This window comes from Frankia sp. Cppng1_Ct_nod, assembly GCF_920656135.1.
Taxonomy (GTDB): Bacteria; Actinomycetota; Actinomycetes; order Frankiales; family Frankiaceae; genus Protofrankia; species Protofrankia meridionalis.
In genome coordinates, this window is sequence record NZ_CAKKTK010000040.1 from 1 (window position 1) to 18,746 (window position 18,746).

At 69.7% G+C, this 18,746-nt stretch carries 18 protein-coding genes and 2 pseudogenes; 18 read left to right on the forward strand and 2 right to left on the reverse strand.

The window, feature by feature from the left end; translation table 11 throughout:
- Positions 1 to 233: 233 nt before the first annotated feature.
- Positions 234 to 896 (reverse strand): nucleotidyl transferase AbiEii/AbiGii toxin family protein, encoded by a 663-nt coding sequence (locus tag NBW77_RS12970; protein WP_250279756.1) that lies wholly within the window; start codon positions 894 to 896, stop codon positions 234 to 236.
- Positions 893 to 1,258: a hypothetical protein gene (locus tag NBW77_RS12975; protein WP_250279757.1), complete on the reverse strand. Its 366-nt coding sequence runs from the start codon at positions 1,256 to 1,258 to the stop codon at positions 893 to 895. The genes NBW77_RS12970 and NBW77_RS12975 overlap by 4 nt, the downstream gene beginning before the upstream one ends.
- 636 nt (positions 1,259 to 1,894) lie before the next feature.
- Between NBW77_RS12975 and NBW77_RS12980 the strand changes: the two genes are divergently transcribed.
- The 18 genes and pseudogenes from NBW77_RS12980 to NBW77_RS13060 all read left to right on the forward strand — a co-directional run bounded on the left by NBW77_RS12980 (position 1,895) and on the right by NBW77_RS13060 (position 18,537).
- The gene (locus NBW77_RS12980) at positions 1,895 to 3,196 is read left to right on the forward strand and encodes an IS4 family transposase (protein ID WP_502799481.1); all 1,302 of its coding nucleotides are present in this window, start codon (positions 1,895 to 1,897) and stop codon (positions 3,194 to 3,196) included.
- Between the two features lie 796 nt (positions 3,197 to 3,992).
- On the forward strand, positions 3,993 to 5,120 hold the full coding sequence (locus tag NBW77_RS12985; RefSeq protein ID WP_250279759.1) for an FAD-dependent monooxygenase: 1,128 nt from the start codon (positions 3,993 to 3,995) through the stop codon (positions 5,118 to 5,120).
- A 47-nt stretch (positions 5,121 to 5,167) separates the two neighbouring features.
- The gene (locus tag NBW77_RS12990; RefSeq protein ID WP_250279760.1) at positions 5,168 to 6,139 is read left to right on the forward strand and encodes a VOC family protein; all 972 of its coding nucleotides are present in this window, start codon (positions 5,168 to 5,170) and stop codon (positions 6,137 to 6,139) included.
- An 11-nt stretch (positions 6,140 to 6,150) separates the two neighbouring features.
- Positions 6,151 to 7,143, forward strand: coding sequence for a fumarylacetoacetate hydrolase family protein (locus NBW77_RS12995; protein ID WP_250279761.1), 993 nt, complete (start codon positions 6,151 to 6,153; stop codon positions 7,141 to 7,143).
- Positions 7,140 to 7,895 carry an SDR family NAD(P)-dependent oxidoreductase gene (locus tag NBW77_RS13000; protein WP_250279762.1) on the forward strand — a complete coding sequence of 252 codons (756 nt, stop codon included), beginning with the start codon at positions 7,140 to 7,142 and terminating at the stop codon, positions 7,893 to 7,895. The genes NBW77_RS12995 and NBW77_RS13000 overlap by 4 nt, the downstream gene beginning before the upstream one ends.
- 33 nt (positions 7,896 to 7,928) lie before the next feature.
- Positions 7,929 to 9,098, forward strand: a complete 1,170-nt coding sequence (locus tag NBW77_RS13005) for an alpha/beta hydrolase family protein (protein WP_250279763.1) — start codon at positions 7,929 to 7,931, stop codon at positions 9,096 to 9,098.
- Positions 9,095 to 10,072 (forward strand): cyclase family protein, encoded by a 978-nt coding sequence (locus NBW77_RS13010; RefSeq protein WP_250279764.1) that lies wholly within the window; start codon positions 9,095 to 9,097, stop codon positions 10,070 to 10,072. The genes NBW77_RS13005 and NBW77_RS13010 overlap by 4 nt, the downstream gene beginning before the upstream one ends.
- Before the next feature lie 176 nt (positions 10,073 to 10,248).
- Positions 10,249 to 11,184, forward strand: coding sequence for a LysR family transcriptional regulator (locus tag NBW77_RS13015; protein WP_250279766.1), 936 nt, complete (start codon positions 10,249 to 10,251; stop codon positions 11,182 to 11,184).
- 141 nt (positions 11,185 to 11,325) lie between these two features.
- On the forward strand, positions 11,326 to 12,459 hold the full coding sequence (locus NBW77_RS13020; RefSeq protein WP_250279767.1) for a sugar ABC transporter substrate-binding protein: 1,134 nt from the start codon (positions 11,326 to 11,328) through the stop codon (positions 12,457 to 12,459).
- 119 nt (positions 12,460 to 12,578) lie between these two features.
- Positions 12,579 to 13,022, forward strand: coding sequence for an ATP-binding cassette domain-containing protein (locus NBW77_RS22425; RefSeq protein ID WP_349817010.1), 444 nt, complete (start codon positions 12,579 to 12,581; stop codon positions 13,020 to 13,022).
- Between the two features lie 60 nt (positions 13,023 to 13,082).
- Positions 13,083 to 13,217 (forward strand): annotated as a pseudogene (locus tag NBW77_RS13030) (transposase); the annotation flags it as partial.
- 67 nt (positions 13,218 to 13,284) lie between these two features.
- Positions 13,285 to 14,574: pseudogene (locus NBW77_RS13035) on the forward strand (IS4 family transposase); the annotation flags it as partial.
- A gap of 249 nt (positions 14,575 to 14,823) precedes the next feature.
- Positions 14,824 to 15,033 carry an IS3 family transposase gene (locus NBW77_RS13040; protein ID WP_502799482.1) on the forward strand — a complete coding sequence of 70 codons (210 nt, stop codon included), beginning with the start codon at positions 14,824 to 14,826 and terminating at the stop codon, positions 15,031 to 15,033.
- A 413-nt stretch (positions 15,034 to 15,446) separates the two neighbouring features.
- A complete protein-coding gene (locus NBW77_RS22065; protein ID WP_284346923.1) occupies positions 15,447 to 15,575 on the forward strand; it encodes a hypothetical protein in 129 nt (42 codons plus the stop codon).
- A 69-nt stretch (positions 15,576 to 15,644) separates the two neighbouring features.
- On the forward strand, positions 15,645 to 16,319 hold the full coding sequence (locus NBW77_RS13045) for a hypothetical protein (RefSeq protein WP_250279769.1): 675 nt from the start codon (positions 15,645 to 15,647) through the stop codon (positions 16,317 to 16,319).
- Positions 16,316 to 17,104: an isocitrate lyase/PEP mutase family protein gene (locus NBW77_RS13050; protein WP_250279771.1), complete on the forward strand. Its 789-nt coding sequence runs from the start codon at positions 16,316 to 16,318 to the stop codon at positions 17,102 to 17,104. The genes NBW77_RS13045 and NBW77_RS13050 overlap by 4 nt, the downstream gene beginning before the upstream one ends.
- 65 nt (positions 17,105 to 17,169) lie before the next feature.
- Positions 17,170 to 17,883, forward strand: a complete 714-nt coding sequence (locus tag NBW77_RS13055; protein ID WP_250279772.1) for an ArsR/SmtB family transcription factor — start codon at positions 17,170 to 17,172, stop codon at positions 17,881 to 17,883.
- A 435-nt stretch (positions 17,884 to 18,318) separates the two neighbouring features.
- Positions 18,319 to 18,537, forward strand: a complete 219-nt coding sequence (locus tag NBW77_RS13060) for a VapC50 family PIN domain-containing toxin (protein ID WP_250279773.1) — start codon at positions 18,319 to 18,321, stop codon at positions 18,535 to 18,537.
- Positions 18,538 to 18,746 lie beyond the last annotated feature (209 nt).

Consider the following 18,746-nt stretch of genomic DNA (forward strand, 5'->3'; position numbering starts at 1 on the left):
GCAGAGCCCGAAATCGCCCTACGCGCGGTCGCCACGCGGGCATCGACCATGGGTGATGCCCAGTGAGCGCCCGGCCGACAACATCATCCACCGAGTCGAACGTACGTTCCGTAGACCTGGCGGGTCCGGACGCTGCGGTCCGCCTGGTGACCGCGATCGCAGTGATCGTAGCCGGATTTGACATTCCTGTTTAACCTCGGGAGACGCGCTACGCTCCGTGTTCGTATCGGCGGTCATTCCCCGAGGAGTTCGGTACGCCAAGCGACGACGCGTTCGCGTAGGCCAGCGACGTAGGCCGGGCTCGCGCCGTAGGGTGCGAAGTCGTCGGCATCGTCGAGCCGGGCGATTTGCCCGAGCATGGCGGCGAACTGGCCGCGGTCGAAGCCCGGATCCGCATGCTGAGCGATCTCGCAGAGTTGGTCGAGGGTGTAACGACCGCCGCTGATCGCGGCGTCGAGGTCGAGGAAGTCGCGGGCGGCGGCGCGGTTGCACAACGCGTCGACCTTGCCGGCCATGACGTCATCCGGGTGCAGCACCGGACCGACGTCCATCTGGACCGGTGGCTGGATCCGCCAGTTGGCGACCAGTTCCACCCGGTGGACCTCGTCGGGCTGGCTCGGGTCGGCCACCTGGAGCCGCGCGATCAGCTCGTTCCGAAACTCCGTCTCGACCTCGAGACCGTCCGCTCGGTACGCCGCGATCACCGCATCGACGGCGACTGGGAAATCCGCACGTCGGTCCCAGTCGGCGAACAGGTCGACGTCCTCGCTCGGCCGCTGAAGGATCCCGTGGGCCGCGACAGCGTGGCCGCCGGCGAGGGCAAAGCCGTACGGCCCGCCGACCTGTAGCCCGATCCGCGCGAGCCGCCGGTGGATCGGCGGGGTCTGGGCCGTCACCTGGCTAAAGCCGCGGACGAGCGCCCGGTGGTCAGCTCGGGGAACCGGGCCTCCCAGCGGCTACGGACCTGCGGCGGCAGGACCAGGTCACGCCAGAGCCGGACCAGCGTGCGCCCGTCCAGCCAGCGGGACAGATCCGCCGTCGTGGACGCCTCCCGCAGCACAGTTTCGTACATTCGTGCCAGACGGCCGGGATTCGCCAGGTCGTACCGAGCTGAACCCGACCAGTCCAACCACCGGTCCAGAACCACCACACCCGCGGTCGGACCATGGAACTGGTCCAGGGAGCCCACGATCACGTAGGGACGCACGTCGGCGTACCGCGAGCCCGGGGGCGGCCCACCGGATGGCATACCTGTCATCTCCGACACCACCTCCCGGACTGGTTCTCGCGTCGAAAAGTGCTCTTCCCAGCTCCACGGTAGACCAAGCCCAAGTCTGCCCCCGCCGACACCGACGGACGATGGCTCCCACTGCCGATCTTGCATCGGCGCTGGTCAGCGCCCCGTGACCGCAACGCCATCGTTACGAGGATCAGAAATTCTGACATGAAAACCGCCAAACGGCCAGGTCAGGCAGCATGCGACACCCACCCAAGGTGCGGTCGGTGGACCTAACGTCCCATTGGGAGAACCAGACGATCTTGTTGTGCCCCGAGCGCGTGGAAGGAGTTGCCGGAAGGTAGGTCGGTAGCTCGTTGTACGTGCGCGCTGCACGGATGATGGAGGGGGCGGTCCTTTTGTGGGGCCGTTGGCGCTCCTGCGTCGCCCTACGGGGGGAGGCGCAAAGCCACTCCAAGGTGCGTTAGCTGAAGACTGTCGTGCTGAGCGTTGGAGAAAAGGCGGTGTGAGAGCCGTCAGGCGGGGTCCAGGACCAATGCCACGTAGCCCAAGTTGATCATGTTGGCTTTGGGGTTGCGCGGCGTGGCTGGGTGACTTGCGACGGTGCGCCTGTTTTGATCATCGGCTGTGAGTGCGGATGGGTTGGATCGTCTGGATGTGCGTCCTGACCAGGTGACGGTGGGGGTGCTGGTCGACTCGGTGCCGCGGGACGCGGTGGATGAGGCGGTCGCCGTGTGCGGCGTGCGGGAGAGACGTTCGGACGGGAAGCTGCCCGCGCACGTGGTCACGTACCTGACGTTGGCGTTGTGCCTGTTCCTCGACGACGACTACGAAGAGGTCGCGACCAAGGTCACCGGGTCGCTGGACCGGTGGGGGTGCTGGAACGCCGCCTGGAGCGTGCCGACGGCCAGCGCAATCACCCAGGCCCGGAAACGCCTGGGCCGGAAGGTGTTCCCCGAGTTGTTCGAGCGGACCTGCGGGCCGGTCGCCGGGACGGCTGGTCCGGGCGCCACTGCGACGGCGTTGGGCACGGCGCGCGGGTCGTTCCTGCGGGGTTGGCGGCTGCTCGCGATCGACGGGTTCGACGTCGACGTGCCCGACAGCGAACAGAACGCCGCCGAGTTCGGCTACGCCGGCTCGGGGGACAACCGGTCGGCGTTCCCGAAGGCCCGGGTGGTGGCGCTGGCCGAGTGCGGCACCCACGCCTTCGTCGCCGCCGAGGTCGGCGCCTACCGCGTCGGGGAGAAGACGCTCGCCGGGCGGCTGTACCCGCGGCTGAGGGCGGACGAGCTGCTGACCGCCGACCGGGGCTTCTACTCGTGGGCGGCGTGGGACAGCGCGAGCGTGACCGGGGCGGCGTTGCTGTGGCGGGCACCGACCCAGCTCGACCTGCCCGTCGTGCGGGTGCTCGGCGACGGGACCTACCTGACCGTGCTGGTCAAGCCCACAGTCCGCGGGGCACGCCGGGAACGACTGGTGGCCGCCGCCCGCGCAGGCGCGGACCTCGGCGACGTCGACACCGTCCCGGACGCGTTCGACGAACGCGGACTTCCTGTCGTCCACCTCGCCCGGGTAGTCGAGTACGACGTCCCCGACCGGGACGGCGGCGGCACCGGCGAAATGATCGTCCTGCTCACCACGGTCACCGACCCCGGCGACGCCCGCGCCGACGAACTGGCCGCCGCCTACCACGAGCGGTGGGAGGAGGAGACCGCGAACGACCAGCTCAAGACCCACTTGCGTGGCCCCGGCCGCGTCTTGCGGTCCCGCCTGCCGGACCTGGTCCACCAGGAGATCTGGTCCTACCTGATCGTCCACCACGCGGTCAGCGCCCTGACGGCGAAAGCCTCCGCCGCCGCCGATCTGGACCCGGACTCGATCTCCTTCGCCAAAGCCCTCCGCCTGGTCCGCCGCACCGCCACCGGTACGGCGGACATTCCCCCCTCAGGCCTGGGCTGACCGGCTACCCGAACACCTCACCCTGATCGCCACGCTGCTGATCCCCGCCGGGAGCGCTGAACCCCCGACTTCGGATCATGACGACGGGTATCAGGGCGACCCGAACGGTTGCGGATTGTCGCCGCCAGTCCTACCACCGAGCGCCTCGCCTCGACTATCCCTGTCGGACGAACGACTCGATCCGGACCGGCTATCGCACGTGATGCAACACGGTTTCGGCAGTACCGGCGACCCAGCCCTTGAGAAACATTCAAACGGGATCGTCCGGTCTCGGGCCGTCGGGAGTACCGCACCCAGGATGGGCGTCCCTTTGCCTCAGGAGACAGCCCTTCCGTGAAGGGAACCCACGGGGCCGGCGGGACGGACCGGGCGGAAGCAGGCCAGGATCCCGGCAGGTTCGCTTCACGAAACACAGACGATCTTCCGGCGCGGCGCCGGTCCTGGCGGCCCTCGCGGCCATCGTGCCTAACGACACGTCCGCGTTCAGCCAGGTCCCGCCCTGAGGGCGGCGGCGCGCGGCATCAGCCGCCGGCTGGCCACCGTGGCGCCGGCTCCTGGGGTACCGGGCGCCGGCCGGCCCGCGCGCACCCGCGGCCGGGAAGCTTCGGCGAACCCTTCCTCCGCCGAGTGAGAGACCGCGACCCGCGCCACCCCGCTGGAGCGGGCCGCCAGGCTGGCCAACCGCTACGCACATAAGCAGAGCGGATACACAGCATAGCCAGAACTTGCTTCCCTTATGTAACAGCGGCGGCAAGAGTCATGTGGGTCACCTGGCCACCGGCTCTCGGAGGATCGCATGCCCGCCGTCGGATCCGTTCTCGTCGTGGGGGCCGGCACCGCCGGCACCGCCGCGGCGATCCTGCTGGCCGAGGGCGGTGTCTCGGTCGACCTCGTGGAGGCGAAACCCGACGTCACCGCCCTCGGTTCCGGGATCACGTTGCAGGGCAACGCGCTGCGGGTGCTGCGCCAGCTCGGCGTGTGGGACGAGGTCCGCGCGCACGGCTACGCGTTCGACACGCTGGGCCTGCGGGCACCGGATCCGGCCGGCACGCTGATCGTCGCGTTAGACGACCACCACACCGGCGGTCCGGAGCTGCCGTGCACGCTCGGGATGTACCGCCCGACGCTCGCCCGCATCCTCGCCGACCGTGTCGCCGCCGCCGGGGCCAAGTCCCGGCTGGCAGTCACCTGCTCCGGTCTGGCCCAGGAGTCCGACGGCGTCGAGGTCACCTTCAGTGACGGGTCGACGAGCCGCTACGACCTGGTCGTCGGCGCCGACGGGATCCGGTCGTGGACGCGGCGGGCGATCGGGATCGAGGTGGAGCCCCAGGGCACTGGGATGGGCATCTGGCGGGTGTTCGCGCCCCGCCCGGCGTCGGTCTCGCGCACCGACCTGTTCTACGGCGGACCGTCCTACATCGCCGGCTACTGCCCGACCGGTGAGGACTCGCTCTACGCCTACATCGTCGAGGACTACCAGGACCGCTCGGCGCTCTCCCCGTCCGAGGGGCTCGCGGTGATGCGCGAGCTCGCCGCGGCCTACCACGGTCCCTGGGACGAGATCCGCGCGTCGCTCACCGATCCCAGCCGGGTCAACTACGCGAGGTTCGAGAGCCACGTCGTGCCGGCGCCGTGGCACCGCGGCCGGGTCGTCCTCATCGGCGACGCCGCCCACAGCTGCCCGCCGACCCTCGCGCAGGGGGCGGCGCAGGCGCTCGAGGACGCCGCGGTGCTCGCCGAGCTGCTGCTGGCACGCGACGTGTTGGACGACGTGTGGGCGCCGTTCACCGAGCGCCGCTACGAGCGCGCCCGGACGGTCGTGGACAGCTCCTTGCGGCTTGGCCAGTGGCTGCTCGACCACGAGCAGGGCGACGTTCCGGGCCTGATTGCCTCAGTCTCCCACCTGCTGGCAGGGCCGGCCTGATCGCGGCCGGCCCTGCCGCCTTCTGACTTGCGACCCGAGGAGCTTCCATGACCGAACTTACTGGCGAGATCGACGCCTCGCCGAGCGAGCGGCTCATCACCCACCTGCGCCACGTCGACCTCGCGGTGCCCCACTTCGACCGCGAGCTCGCGTTCTTCACCGAGACTTGGGGCCTGAGCGTGGAGACCACCGACGGCGGCCTCGCGTTCCTCGCCGCGGCGGGGTCACCTGAGAAGTACTGCGTTCGGCTGCGGGCGGCCGACGACAAGCGCGTCGACCTGATCGCCTTTGGGGCGGCGAGCCACGCCGACGTGGACCGGCTCGCCGAGCGGCTCGGCGGCGCGGGCGTGCGCCTCGTCAGCGAGCCCGACGCGCTCAAGACTCCCGGTGGCGGCTACGGCTTCCGCTTCTTCGACCCCGACGGCCGCACCGTCGAGGTCTCCGCCGAGGTCGACGTGCGCGGCCACCGCGCCGTCGAGGAGGGCGAGTCGATCCCGGTCCGACTCTCCCACGTCGTCGTGAACACGCCGAACCCCGAGGCGACCGTCGCCTTCTACCGTCAGCACCTCGCGTTCGCGCTGTCGGACACCCTGATGCACCCGCATCTGGGCAAGATGATGTGGTTCCTGCGCACGAACCCGTTCCACCACAGCCTGGCGATCGCGCGCGGCCCGCACGTCGCGCTGCACCACGCCTCCTTCGAACTGCGGGGCGTCGACGAGTACCTGCGCGGCACCGGCCGGCTGATGCGCGCCGGCGTGGAGAAGGTCTGGGGACCGGGCCGGCACACCGCCGGGAACAACACCTTCACCTACTTCCTCGACCCGCACGGCAACACGGTCGAGTACACGACCGAGCTCGAGCGCCTCGACGAGGACGTCTGGCACCCACACCTCTACGACTTCACCCAGCCGATGGTCACCGACCAGTGGGGCACGGCCGAGCCGATGAGCGAGCTGATCGCCAGCAGGTCGTTCAACGACCCGGACCGCGGCAGCTTCCTTGCCCCACCGGTCTGAGGAAGGCCCCGATGAAACTCGCCACCTTCGCCACACAGAGCGGCGCCGACGCGGACCAGCCCAGGGTCGGGGTCGTCTCGGACGGACAGGTCCACCCGTTCCCACTCGAGCTGACCATGCGCGACGTCGTCGGGCGCGGCATCGACGCGGCCAGGCAGTCCGGCGACGAGGCGCTCGCCGCGCACGGTCATCCGCTGGCCGACGTCCGGCTGTTGGCTCCGCTGCGCCCGACGTCCGTGCGTGACTTCGTCGCTTTCGAGGAGCACGTGCAGGGCGTGCGCCAGGCCGTCGAGGGCACCGCCGGCGTGCCCGACGCCTGGTATGACGCGCCCACCTTCTACTTCACCAACCCGCACGCAATCCTCGGCCCGCACGACCCGGTGCCCTTCCCCGCGACCTGCGCGGCACGCGACCTCGAACTCGAGGTCGCGGTCGTCGTCGGGAAGGCGGGGCGCTCGCTGTCCGTCGAGCAGGCCCGCGACCACGTCTTCGGCTATACGATCATGAACGACTGGTCGGCGCGTGACCTGCAGGGCCGGGAGATGCAGGTCGGCCTCGGCCCGGCGAAGGGCAAGGACTTCGCCACGACGCTCGGCCCGTGGATCGTCACCGCCGACGAGCTGGAGCCCAGCCGCGACGAGGACGGCTTCCTTCGGCTGTGGTGCGCGGTCAGCGTCAACGGCGTCGAGATCGGGCGCGATCTGCTGTCGAACATGGGCTGGACGTTCGAGGCGATGATCGCCTACGCGTCCCGCGACAGCCGGGTGGAGATCGGCGACGTGCTCGGTTCGGGCACCGTCGGCAACGGCGGCTGCCTCGGCGAGCTGTGGGGCCGCCGCGGCGCGCAGGACCCGCCCCCGCTCGCGCCGGGTGACGTCGTGACGCTCACCGTCGACGGCATCGGCTCGGTCAGCAACGTTGTCGCCGTCGCCGAGCCCGCCCCCCGGCTGCCCGCGGCCCGGCTGCGCGACCCGGCGGTGGCCCGCAAGGCCGCGGCATCATGACCGCGCTCGCCGGTCGCACCATCGTCGTCACCGGCGCGGCCTCCGGGATCGGCGCCGCGGTCGCCGCCCAGGTCGAGACGGCCGGCGGCACGGCGCTGCGGCTGGACCGGGAGGCCTCGGCGGACGTGCGCACGCTCGACGTCCGGGACCCGTCCCAGTGGGCGGCGCTCGTCGCCGAGCTCGACGGCCAGCCGGTCCACGGGCTCGTCAACTGCGCGGGCGTCACCTGGCGGGCGCGCCTCGGCGACGTCGATCCGGACGCGTTCCTGACGACGCAGGCCGTCAACGTGCTCGGCCCGCTCCTGGCGATCCAGGCGCTGACCCCGCTGATGTCCGCGGGCGCCTCGATCGTCAACATCGGGTCGCTCGCCGCGTTCCAGGGCCACTACCCGGTCGCCTACACGACGAGCAAGTGGGCGGTGCGCGGCCTGAGTGCCGCCGCCGCGCTCGAGCTGGCCGGCCGCGGGATCCGCGTGAACACCGTCCACCCCGGCTTCATCGACACGGCCATGACCGCGACCGCGACCGCGGTGTTCCGCGACGCCTCGGTCACGCAGACACCGCTTTGCCGCGCCGGTACTCCCGACGAGGTCGCCTCCGTCGTGCTGTTCCTCCTCGGCGACGGCGCCTCGTTCGTCACCGGCGCCGAGATTCCGGTCGACGGCGGCGCGAGTTCCCACGGCGGCGCCAAGGCTGTCTCCGACGCGCTGCGGCCGTCCTACGTTCCACCGGCGCCGGTCAGCTCGACCTGACCCCCGCGTCGGCACTATCCCCGAGAGGTCACGATGTTCGAGTACTTCCCCGGCAACTATGTCTGGAACCTGAGCGTCGTCGCGACGCTCAACAGCGGCGGCCTGATCGACGAGGTCGACCGCGCCTGCCGGCCGCTGCGCGAGCTGGCCGCCCAGGGCTCCGACGTCGGCACCCGCGAACTGATGGCCGCGTGGGCGGCCGTCGCCGACCAGCTCGAAGGGCAGGCCGCCGACGCCGAGAAGGCCGGCCATCGGCGCACCGCCGGCCAGAAGTACCTGCGCGCCGCGAACTACCTGAGCCAGGCCGAGCGGATGCAGAGCGCGAAAGGCCATGACCGGGCGGCCGTCTACCAGCGCTGCACGGACCTGCTGACCAGGGGCATCGAGCTGGTCGACCCGGCGACGACCCGGGTCGAGGTGCCGTTCGAGGACAGCTCGCTGCCGGCGTACTTCACCAGCGCGGCGACACCCAGCAGCCCCCGGCCTCCCGTCGTCGTCATGTGGAACGGGCTGGACTCGACCAAGGAGCACATGTACGCCGCCGGCTTCGCCGTCGAGCTCGCCGCCCGCGGCGTCTCGACGCTGATGGTCGACTGCCCCGGCAGCGGCGAGGCACTAAGGCTGCACGGCCTCACCGCGCGGGTGACCACGGAGGACTGGGCGGCGGCCTGCGTCGACTACCTGGAGACCCGCGACGACATCCGCGCCGACCGGATCGGCCTGGTCGGCTGGTCGCTGGGCGGCTACTACGCGCCGCGCGCCGCCGCCTTCGAGAAGCGCCTCGCGCTGTGCGTCGCCTGGGGTGCGAACCACAACTGGGGAGCCGTCCAGAAGCGCCGGCTCGAACGGGAGGGCGAGAACCCGGTCCCGCACTACTGGGGCCACGTGCTGTGGGTCTGGGGCGAGACCGACCTGGACACCTTCATCACGAAGGCCGAGGCCGTCCACCTCGACGGCATCGTCGAGCACATCACCGTGCCCTTCCTGATCGTCCACGGCGAGAACGACCGCCAGATCCCGGTCGCCTACGCGCACCGCTCCTACGAGCAGGCCGTCAACAGCCCGAAACGCGAGCTGCGAATCTTCACTCCCGAGGAGGGCGCGACCGAACACATCGGGCTCGACCACCTTCCCCACGTCGGCACGTTCATCGCCGACTGGATCGAGGAGACCTTCACCGAACTGGACGGGAACAGCCGATGAGCCCGGACGACCTCGACCGGACCGACCCGGAGAGCGTCATCGCCGCGACGGCCAAGCGCGTCTCCAACTGGGGCCGGTGGGGCCCGGACGACGTGCGCGGCACGATGAACCACCTCGACGCGGACAAGCGCCGCGCCGCCGCGGCTCTCGTCCGCACCGGCGAGTCGTTCTCGCTCGCGCAGCGCTTCGACATGGACGGGCCGCAGAAGGGCTGGCGGCGACGCACCAACCCCGTCCACACCATGCTCGACACCGGCGTCGACGCGGTCCACGGCAACCAGGGCTTCCCTCACGGCATCGGCGGCGCCGACGACGTGATCGCCATGCCACTGCAGTGCTCCACCCAGTGGGACGGCCTCGGGCACATCTTCGACCACGGCATGGCCTGGAACGGCCGGCGCGCCGACAAGGTCGTCACCAGCCTCGGCGACCACGTCACCGGCATCGAGACCGTCGCCGACGTCATCGCCGGCCGCGGCGTGCTCCTCGACGTGGGACGCGCGCTCGACGCCGACGGGGAACTGCCCGACGGATTCGCGATCACCACCGAGCACCTCGAACGGACCATCGAACGCCAGGGCGCCACGGCGACCGTCGGCCGAGGCGACCTCCTGCTCGTGCGCACCGGCCAGCTCACCCGCGCCCGCCGCGACGGCTGGGGCGACTACGCCGGCGGACCCGCACCCGGACTGTCGTTCACCACCGCCGACTGGCTGCACCGCACCGAGATCGCGGCCATCGCCACCGACACCTGGGGCTTCGAGGTCCGCCCCAACGAGTTCGACCACGCCTTCCAACCGCTGCACCAGGTCGTGATCCCCCACGTCGGCCTGTTCATCGGAGAGATGTGGGACCTCGACCCGCTTGCCGCCGCCTGCGCCACCGACGGTGTCTACGACTTCTTCCTCACCGCCGGCCCGCTGCCGGTCACCGGCGCGGTCGGCTCCCCCGTCAACCCGATAGCGGTGCGGTGAGCGCCGGCCGCGCCTTCTCGACCAGTCAGACCACCGGCGGCGGACTCGACGACGGCTGACCATCAGAGGGCACCGGCAGGGCGTGGAGGAGCACCCCCTGAAGCCCCCCAGAGCGTCATCAGGACAGGGCGTGGTCAGGCCATGCGCATCAGCGTCGCTTATGCCAGGCTGGGCTGGTGGAGTCGCCGAACGTCGACCTGAACCTCCTGCGCACGCTGGACGTCCTGCTCCAGGAGGCCAGCGTCACCCGCGCCTCGCAGCGCCTGCAGGTCAGCCAGCCCGCGGTCAGCCTGGCGCTGGCGAAACTGCGCCGGCACTTCGGCGACGACCTGTTGCGCCGGGCCGGCAACCACTACGAGCTGACGCCACTGGCCGTGCAGCTCAAGGAACGGACCAGCCTGGCCATGCTCGGGGCCCGGCGCGTCTTCGAGGCGGCCCCCGCCTTCGACCCGACCGCCGAACGGCGCGAGTTCACCCTGCTGTGCTCGGACTACGCCGCCGCCGTCCTCAGCGAGGCCCTGCAGGACCTGAGCTTCACGCGGGCTCCCGGCGTCGTGCTGCGCTTCGAGCGGCACACCACCGCCGACATCGACCACGCGGCCGAGCGGATCCGCACGGTCGACGGAATCCTGCTGCCGCACGGCTTCCTGTCGAACCTGCCCTACACCGAGCTCTACACCGACGACTGGGTCTGTCTGATCGCCACGGCGAACACGCGCGTGGGCGACAGCCTGACCATGGAGCTCCTCGCCGAGCTGCCCTGGGTGTTCACCTACCACGCACCCACGGCATTCACGCCCGCCGGGCGACAGTTGCAGCTGCTCGGCGTCGAACCACGGGTCCAGGTCGTCATCGACTCCTTCCTCGCGCTGCCGTTCGCCATCGCGGGCACGGACCGGGTCGGGCTGGTCCAGCGCAGGCTCGCCCGCAAGCTCACCGCCGCGGGCGACGTCCGCGCGCTCGAGTGCCCGTTCGACGCCGTGGCCATCGCCGAGGCCCTCTGGTGGCACCCGATGTACGAGCGGGACCCCGCCCACATCTGGCTGCGCGCCCTGCTCACCGACGCCGGCTCCCGCCTGATGACCCCCGGGCCAGCGACCAGGAGCGCATAAACGAGGCTTATACAGACCATACCCAGTATGGCATGGACGAGGTGTGGCACGGCTTCCATCGTGAACGCTACCCACCACATCTGTGACGGTGGTCTCATCGGAGGAACTCGCCACGTGATCCACTTACGCCGTCGCTTCGCTATGTCAGGATTCGGCCTACTCGCCGTGGTGGCGCTCGTTGCTGGCTGCTCCAGTTCGTCGACCAGTTCACCGGCCGCGCAGACAGCCGTCAGCGGCGCATCGTCCGGGGGGACGCACCCGGACGTCTATCGAGGGGTCCTCGGCACCGCGCCGACCGCCGCCGTGCCCCCGAAGCCCGGCGCGCTCGCCTGGGTGGTCTCCTGCGGACAGTCGGTCCCCACCTGCGCCTCCCCGGCCCAGGCCGCCGTCGATGCCGCGCAGGCCGCAGGCTGGACCGCCAAGCTGTGCGACGGCCAGCTCAACCCGCAGGGCTGGTCCGCCTGCATCCGCCAGGGCATCAGCGCCAAGGCCACCGGAATCATCGTCATCGGCCAGGACTGCGACAGCTTCCAGGCCGCCCTCCGGGAGGCGAAGGCCGCGGGCATCCCGACGATCGGCGCCGGCGGCAACGACTGCGACATCAGCGGCGGGACGAAGCTGTACAGCGCCGTCGTCCAGAACCTCGCCGGCGTCACCGCCGAGCAGTGGTGGCGCCGGATTGGCGCCCTCCAGGCCGACTGGATCATCGATCGGACCAGCGGGAAGGCCCAGGTCCTCAGCCTGGAATTCACCGACTCAATCTGGGGCGGATGGATCCAGGACGGCTTCACCGCCGAGCTCGCCACCTGCGCGGGCTGCAAGGTGCTCGACACCCTGCAGGTCGGCAACGCGGACGTCGCCGGCGGCCAGCTGCCGCAGAAGTTCGCGACCGCGCTGCTCAAGCAGCCGACCGCGAACGCGGTGAACGTCCCGCTCGACGGCTGGTTCTTCGCGGGCCTGTCGCAGGCCGTGCAGTCCTCCGGCCGCGCCGACCAGCTCGCCGTCATCGGCAACTTCGGTGAGCAGGGCAACCTGGACCTGATCCGCAAGGGCAACGGCGAGGACGCCACCGTCGGCTTCAGCGCCCCCTGGATCGGCTGGGCCGGCGTCGACGCCCTGGCCCGGGTGCTCGCCCACCAGCCGGTCCTACCGGCCGGCGTCGGCCTCCAGGTGATCGACTCGACCCACAACCTGCCCGCGCAGGGAGCGTCGTTCGCCTACTCCCCGACGATCGACTACCAGTCCGCCTATCGGAAGGACTGGTCGCGCGGGTGACTGCGATCGCACCGTAGGCGCCGACCGTCCTGGAGGCGCTGGCCGTCTCCAAGCGGTTCGGCGCCACGACTGCCCTGGCGGACGCGTCGCTGCGCGTCCGCCAGGGCACCGTCCACGCACTGCTCGGCGGCAACGGCTCCGGCAAGTCGACCCTGCTCAAGTGCCTCGCCGGCGTCTGCTCGGCCGACGCCGGCACGGTCATCGTCGATGGCGCGCACGTCCCGGCCACGCAGCTGACCGCGCGGCGCGCCCACCAGCTCGGGCTCCGGTTCGTCCATCAGGATCTGGGCCTGTTCGACGGCCTGACCGTCGCCGAGAACATCGCCCTCGGATCCGGGTTCCCCACCCTGGCGGGCCAGATCCGGTGGCGCACACTGCGCGCCCGCGTCACGACTCTGCTCGACCGGTTCGAGATCCCCGCGGCGTCGAACACTCCCGTCGGAGCACTACGGCCGGCGACCAAGACGCTGGTCGCGATCGCGCGGGCGCTGCAGGACCAGGAAGACGACACCTGTGTGTTGCTGCTCGACGAGCCGACCGCGAGCCTGCCCGACGCGGAGTGAAGCGATCCCGTTTCCGTGGACAGCAGACCTGAAGGTCACTGTCTGAAAGGAAGGGCCGTCATGGGGTCGACTCCCCGGAAGTACACGCAGGAGTACAAAGACGAGGCGGTAAGATTGGCGCTCGACTCCGACCGGTCGTTAGCCGAGATCGCGAAGAGTCTGGGTATCAATGAATCAACCTTGGGGAACTGGGTGCAATGCCGCTAAGATAAGAACCGCATCGACAAGATCAAATATAGCTTGACCATTTTGGCGCCGCTTGATGGCGCGCTGGTCCATCAGCGTGTCGACGTTTCCACTGGGATTCTCCACGATAGAATTAGCCGTGGCTTCACCCGTCGAATCCTTAGCATCGAACCGTCTGACCGACCACATCTCGGTCGGTGTCCTCGCCCGTGTCATCTCGCGCGACATCGTCGACGAGGTCCTCAACGAGACCGGGAAACGGGAACAGCGCGTCCGGCGCCTTCCCGCGCACGTGGTCGTGTATTTCGTGGTCGTGCTCGCGGTGTTCCGCGACGGGTACGAGGAGGTTATGCGCCGCTTCGTCGGCGGCCTACGGTTCATGCGGGTGTGGCGGGACGAATGGACGGTGCCGTCCACGAGCGCACTCAGCCAGGCACGTAAACGTCTGGGCGAGGAGCCGCTCAAAATGCTGTTCGACCGGGTCGCTGCCCCACTCGCGAATCTGAGCACGCCGGGTGCATGGCTGCGTTCGTGGCGGCTCATGGCGATAGACGGCGTCAACATCGATGTGCCAGACACGGCCGAAAACCTCACCGTTTTCGAGAAGGCGCGAGGAGGCACCCGGCGACCTTTCCCCCAGATCCGTTCGGTGGGACTCGCGGAATGTGGAACGCATGCCGTCGTCGCGGCCACCACAGGAACCATCCGGAACGGGGAGAGGGAACTCGCCGCCGGACTGCTCGGATCGAGCGAACCCGACATGCTGATCACAGCTGACCGCGGATTCTTCAGCTTCGAGCTGTGGGCCGACTTCATGGTGACGGGCGCCGCGCTCCTCTGGCGAGTCTCCGCCCACATGCAACTACCACCTGAGACCGTACTCGCTGACGGCTCCTACCTGTCCACCATCAAGTTGAAGAAGAACCGAGGCAGTTCGTGGCGCATTCCGCTGGCCGCGGTCGACGATCCGAGGGACGCCAGCCACATCCCGGTGCGGGTGATCGAGTACACCGTCACGACGGGTGACGGCGCATCCTCGGAAACGTTTCGGCTTGTCACCACCATCATCAACCCGGCTGACGCCACAGCTGTCGAACTCGCGGCCACCTACCAGCAGCGCTGGGAATACGAGCTGTCCCTCAAAGAGATCGAAACGCAACTCCTCACGCCCGGCGCGGGACTGCGCTCCAAATCCCCGAAGATGGTTCGTCAGGAGTTCTGGGGACTCCTCCTCGCCCACTATGCGATCCGCGCGCTCATGGTAGAGGCCGCTGACACCGACGAGATCGACCCCGACAGGCTCTCGTTCCAACGAACCCTGAACATCGTCCGCCGCCAGGTCACTGACCAGGTGGCCTTTCCCCCCTCGGCACTCGCACGAGCAGCCACCAAAGCCATCGCCGAGATCCTTGAACGAGTCACCCGGAAACGCAGACCCAGACGCTGCCCCCGCGTCAGCAAGAAAGGGAACCGACACAACTTCCCGACCAAGAAAACATCCGACGGCGGGGCGCGTTTCGCTCCAACCCTAATGATCACGGCGCGGTTCTTATCTTAGCGGCATTGCAGCCAGTACACCAGCAAGGAATTCGTCGACTTCTGCAAGATCAACAACGTGCGGAACTCGGTCGGCCGCACCGGAATCTGTTTCGACAATGCTGCCGCTGAATCGTTCTGGGTGACCCTGAAGAAAGAGTTCATCCACCTCCACCCCTTCGACACCGTCGAACGCCTCAGAACCGGGGTCTTCGAGTACATCGAAGTGTACTACAACCGGTTGCGGATCCATTCCACGATCGGCTACTTCACCCCTGTCGAGTTCTAGGATGAATTTGACAAGAAAGGTGATCGCGCAGCATAATAAGGACTGTCCACGAAAGCGGGAACCCTCCAGTCAGGGTTGCGCGGATGTGGGTGCCGGCGTAGCGGCGTTGTCGGTGGCGCCCAGGGCGGCTGCGGCGAGATCGAGTTGCAGGGATGAGCGTGGGTCGGTGTCCTTAAGCGCGTCGGCTTGTGCAATGAGGCCCTGAGCGGCGACGGCGACGGCGACGGCGACGGCGACCGTCTGGGCGTGGGCGAGGCGACTCTGGTCACGGGCGTGGCGGGCTTCGGTGGTAGCGACGCCAGCGGCGGTGGACGCGAGGACGAGGAGGACGGCGAAGGTGCTGTGCCGTGGCGCCTGTGTTCTAGTTTCGCGCGAGATCCTGGCAGAAGGCCGCGGTCAGCCGTCGGCGGACGGTGTTGTTCCTGCTGGCCGCGACGGCGGCGGTCGCCAGTTGCGGCTCCGCGGTCGTCGCGCAGTCCGGGGAGGACGCCGCGGCCAACCCGACGGCGTCAGCCTCCGACCAGGCTCCGGTCGGCTGGTGAGATCATCCGCCCATTCTCGGCCCGGATCGTTCGGCCGGCGCCGAATGATTCCGGCCGTACCGTCGGTCCATGCGATTGATCAATGATCATGATGCCGTTCTCGCCATTCTGCACGACCCGGCGTTCGTAGTGCCGCTGGTCCCGGCGGCGATCCGCGGAGCTGGCTGGCTGCGGGCCACGGTCGGCCGGTTCAGCACCGGGGCGGCCTACGAGCGCCGTCGGGCCTTGTCTGTCGCGGTCCTCGACGCGATCCCGCCGGACACTCTCCGGGCAGCGGCGCCGGGGCACCCCGTGGCGATCCTGGCTCGGGCGACGGGTGTGGACGAGCCGGTCGTCGACCTTGTGGTTGACCTGGTGCGGGGCGTAGCGCAGGCCTACCAGCCGGGCACCGGCGACGACGCTCACGCCGATGCGGCCGTCGACCAACTCGTCACGATCTTCGGTGGCCACGCCGACGAGCCGACCGCCGCTCGCATCGGAGTGCTCGTGCAGGCAAGCGATGCGACCGTAGCGCTGATCGAACGCGCCAGGCATCGTCCGGTCGCGGACGTGCTGCGCGACGACTCGCCGGTCCCCGCGACGAAGCGGCAGGCGCTCGTCGCCCGCACGATCGGCGGCATCGCGGTCGAGGCCGGCGAGGTGGTGCGGTTGCGCTTGGCCGGCGACCTGGCGTTCGGAGCCGGGCCACGGCGGTGCCCCGGCCGAGCGCATGCGCTCGCACTCGCAGCGGGAGGGCGAGCATGACGGACTTCGCGTCGCTGCACCAGGCTGGTGCCCCGCTGATCCTTCCGAACGTCTGGGACGTCGCGTCGGCGCGGCTTCTCGTCCAGGCGCGGTTCCCCGCGCTCGCTACCACCAGCCTGGGCGTCGCGGCGTCCTCCGGCCTGTCGGACGGCGTCGACGCCACCCATGCCGAGACCCTGCGCCTCACGCGGCGGCTCGCCTGCCTTCCCGTCCACCTGACCGTCGACATCGAGACCGGTTCGGTCGCCACGGCCGCGGCCGTGTTTGAGGCCGGCGCCGTCGGGGTCAACATGGAGGACGCGATGGGCCCGGCCGACGTGCACGCCGCGCTGATCCGATCGGTAAAGCGCGAGGTGCCGGACCTGTTCGTGAACGCCCGGACCGATACTTTCTGGTTGCGCCCCGGCAACATCGCGGAGACGCTGCTCCGGGTCCGGCTCTATGCGGACGCGGGCGCGGACGGGGTGTTCGTCCCCGGCCTGGCGGAGCCAGCGGACGTCGCCGCTGTGGTCGCCGCCGTCGACGTGCCGGTCAGCGTGCTGTTCCTGCCCGGTCAGATGAGCTTGCCGGCCCTTGCCGAGTTGGGCGTGCGGCGGGTCAGCATGGGCTCCCTGCTCTACCGGGCGGCCCTGGCGACGGCGGTCGACACGGCCGTCGCCGTCCGGCTCGGGCACACCGTACGGCCGGACCTGCCGTCGTACCGAGACATCAACACGCCGGCAGTGGACAGGCTGCGGTCGACGGGGCAGCTGGCGGTTCCGGGATCCGCCGCCGCGTCGAGCTGATCTCCCCTCCTGATTGGCTCTGATCGTTCGGTCCCCGCCGAAACGAGGCGGCCGACAATAGCGGGATGACTACCGCCTCCGGCCTGGCGGCGTTCGCGTCGTTGCTGGCCGACGAGACCCGGGCGGGCATGTGCCTGGCGCTGCTCGACGGACGGGCCTGGACGGCCGGTGAACTCGCGGCCCGGACCGGCGTCGCGCGTTCTACCGCCACCGAGCACCTGCATCGCCTGGTGGAGGGCGGCCTGCTGGTCGAGCGGCGCCAGGGCCGGCACCGGTATTTGCAGCTGGCCGATCCGTCGGTCGCGGACCTCCTCGAGGGTGTGGCCGCACAGACCGGCCCCCGGCAGCTCGAACCCGAGCCGCGTTCAGCGCGAGGGTTGCGGGCGGCGACCGCGAGAGCTGCCCTCCTACGTGGCCGAACCTGCTACGACCACCTCGCCGGTCGGCTCGGCGTCGCCGTCACTGACGCGATGACCGACGCCGGGCTGCTCGACCAGACCGGCGGCTTCGCACTCACCCCCACCGGGCTGGCCTGGCTAATCGGCCCGGTGGGCATCGACCCCGACCAGCTGCGACCAGGGCGACGCTCCCTCGCCCGCGGTTGCCTCGACTGGACTGAACGGCGGCAGCACCTGGCCGGCGTCGCCGGAGCGCGGCTATGCGAAAGATTCTTCGACGCCGGCTGGGTGGTACGGATCGGATCAGACCGTGCCGTACGGCTGACTCCGGACGGCAAGACCGCCCTGCGCAATCTGCTCGGCATCGTCAACATCGACTGACCGGAGCATAGCCGGGGCTCTTCGCAAGCGTTCCCTTGGCCTTTCGGCCTCGCCGGGCACCAGCATGGGGGCTGTTGCGTTCAGAGGGCACTGATGGTGTTACTTACTGCACAACTCCGTCACCGACGATGACATGGGTGTTTGGCCATAGCGGGAGACACCAGCCAGCCGAGGCCTCACGAACCGACATCGAACTGCTCGCGGAGCGTCTCTGCGGGGAGCGGGCGCTGGCGCCGTTGCCGGTGCCTACCGACCGCTGCGGGGTCCCATGGCATCGCGAAGCGATGTCATGGGTGCTGGTCCACCGAGATCCTGGACGAGCTTGAGTGGACCCTGCGCACACTGCTCGGCAAGCGCGGAATCTCACCAGAGGAAACCGACCCCTACCTCACCCGCATCTTCCGGCAGATGACGATCGCCTTCCCAAATGCGCCCGTGACCCGCCGGTCCCTCGACGACTTCCTCCTCGACGAACTCGACCTCCACCCCGACCTCGTCGTCAAGGCCGTTCGCGCCATCGCCACCAGGACCGGCAGATCCGGCCCCACGCTGGCCGTCTACGACATCGCTACCTACCTGCGCGCCCACGGCGCCCAAGCATTCGGCGAGCGCCTTCTCGTTGTACTCGGTCAGTCGGCGCCGCCGGCTTCGTAGGTGACGTGGCCCCGGGCTCGGCGCATGTCTGGTCGTTCGCCCGCACCACGATCCCCGCGATCACGGTCACCAGACGGGCGGAAATGTCAGGCACTACCAGGTCCACGGAACGCACGTTCGATCCAGTAGATGATGTCCCTATTGCGGCGGTCACTGGGCATCGCCCCTGGTCAGGAGCCGCGTGGCGACCGGGCGGATGGTGATTTCGG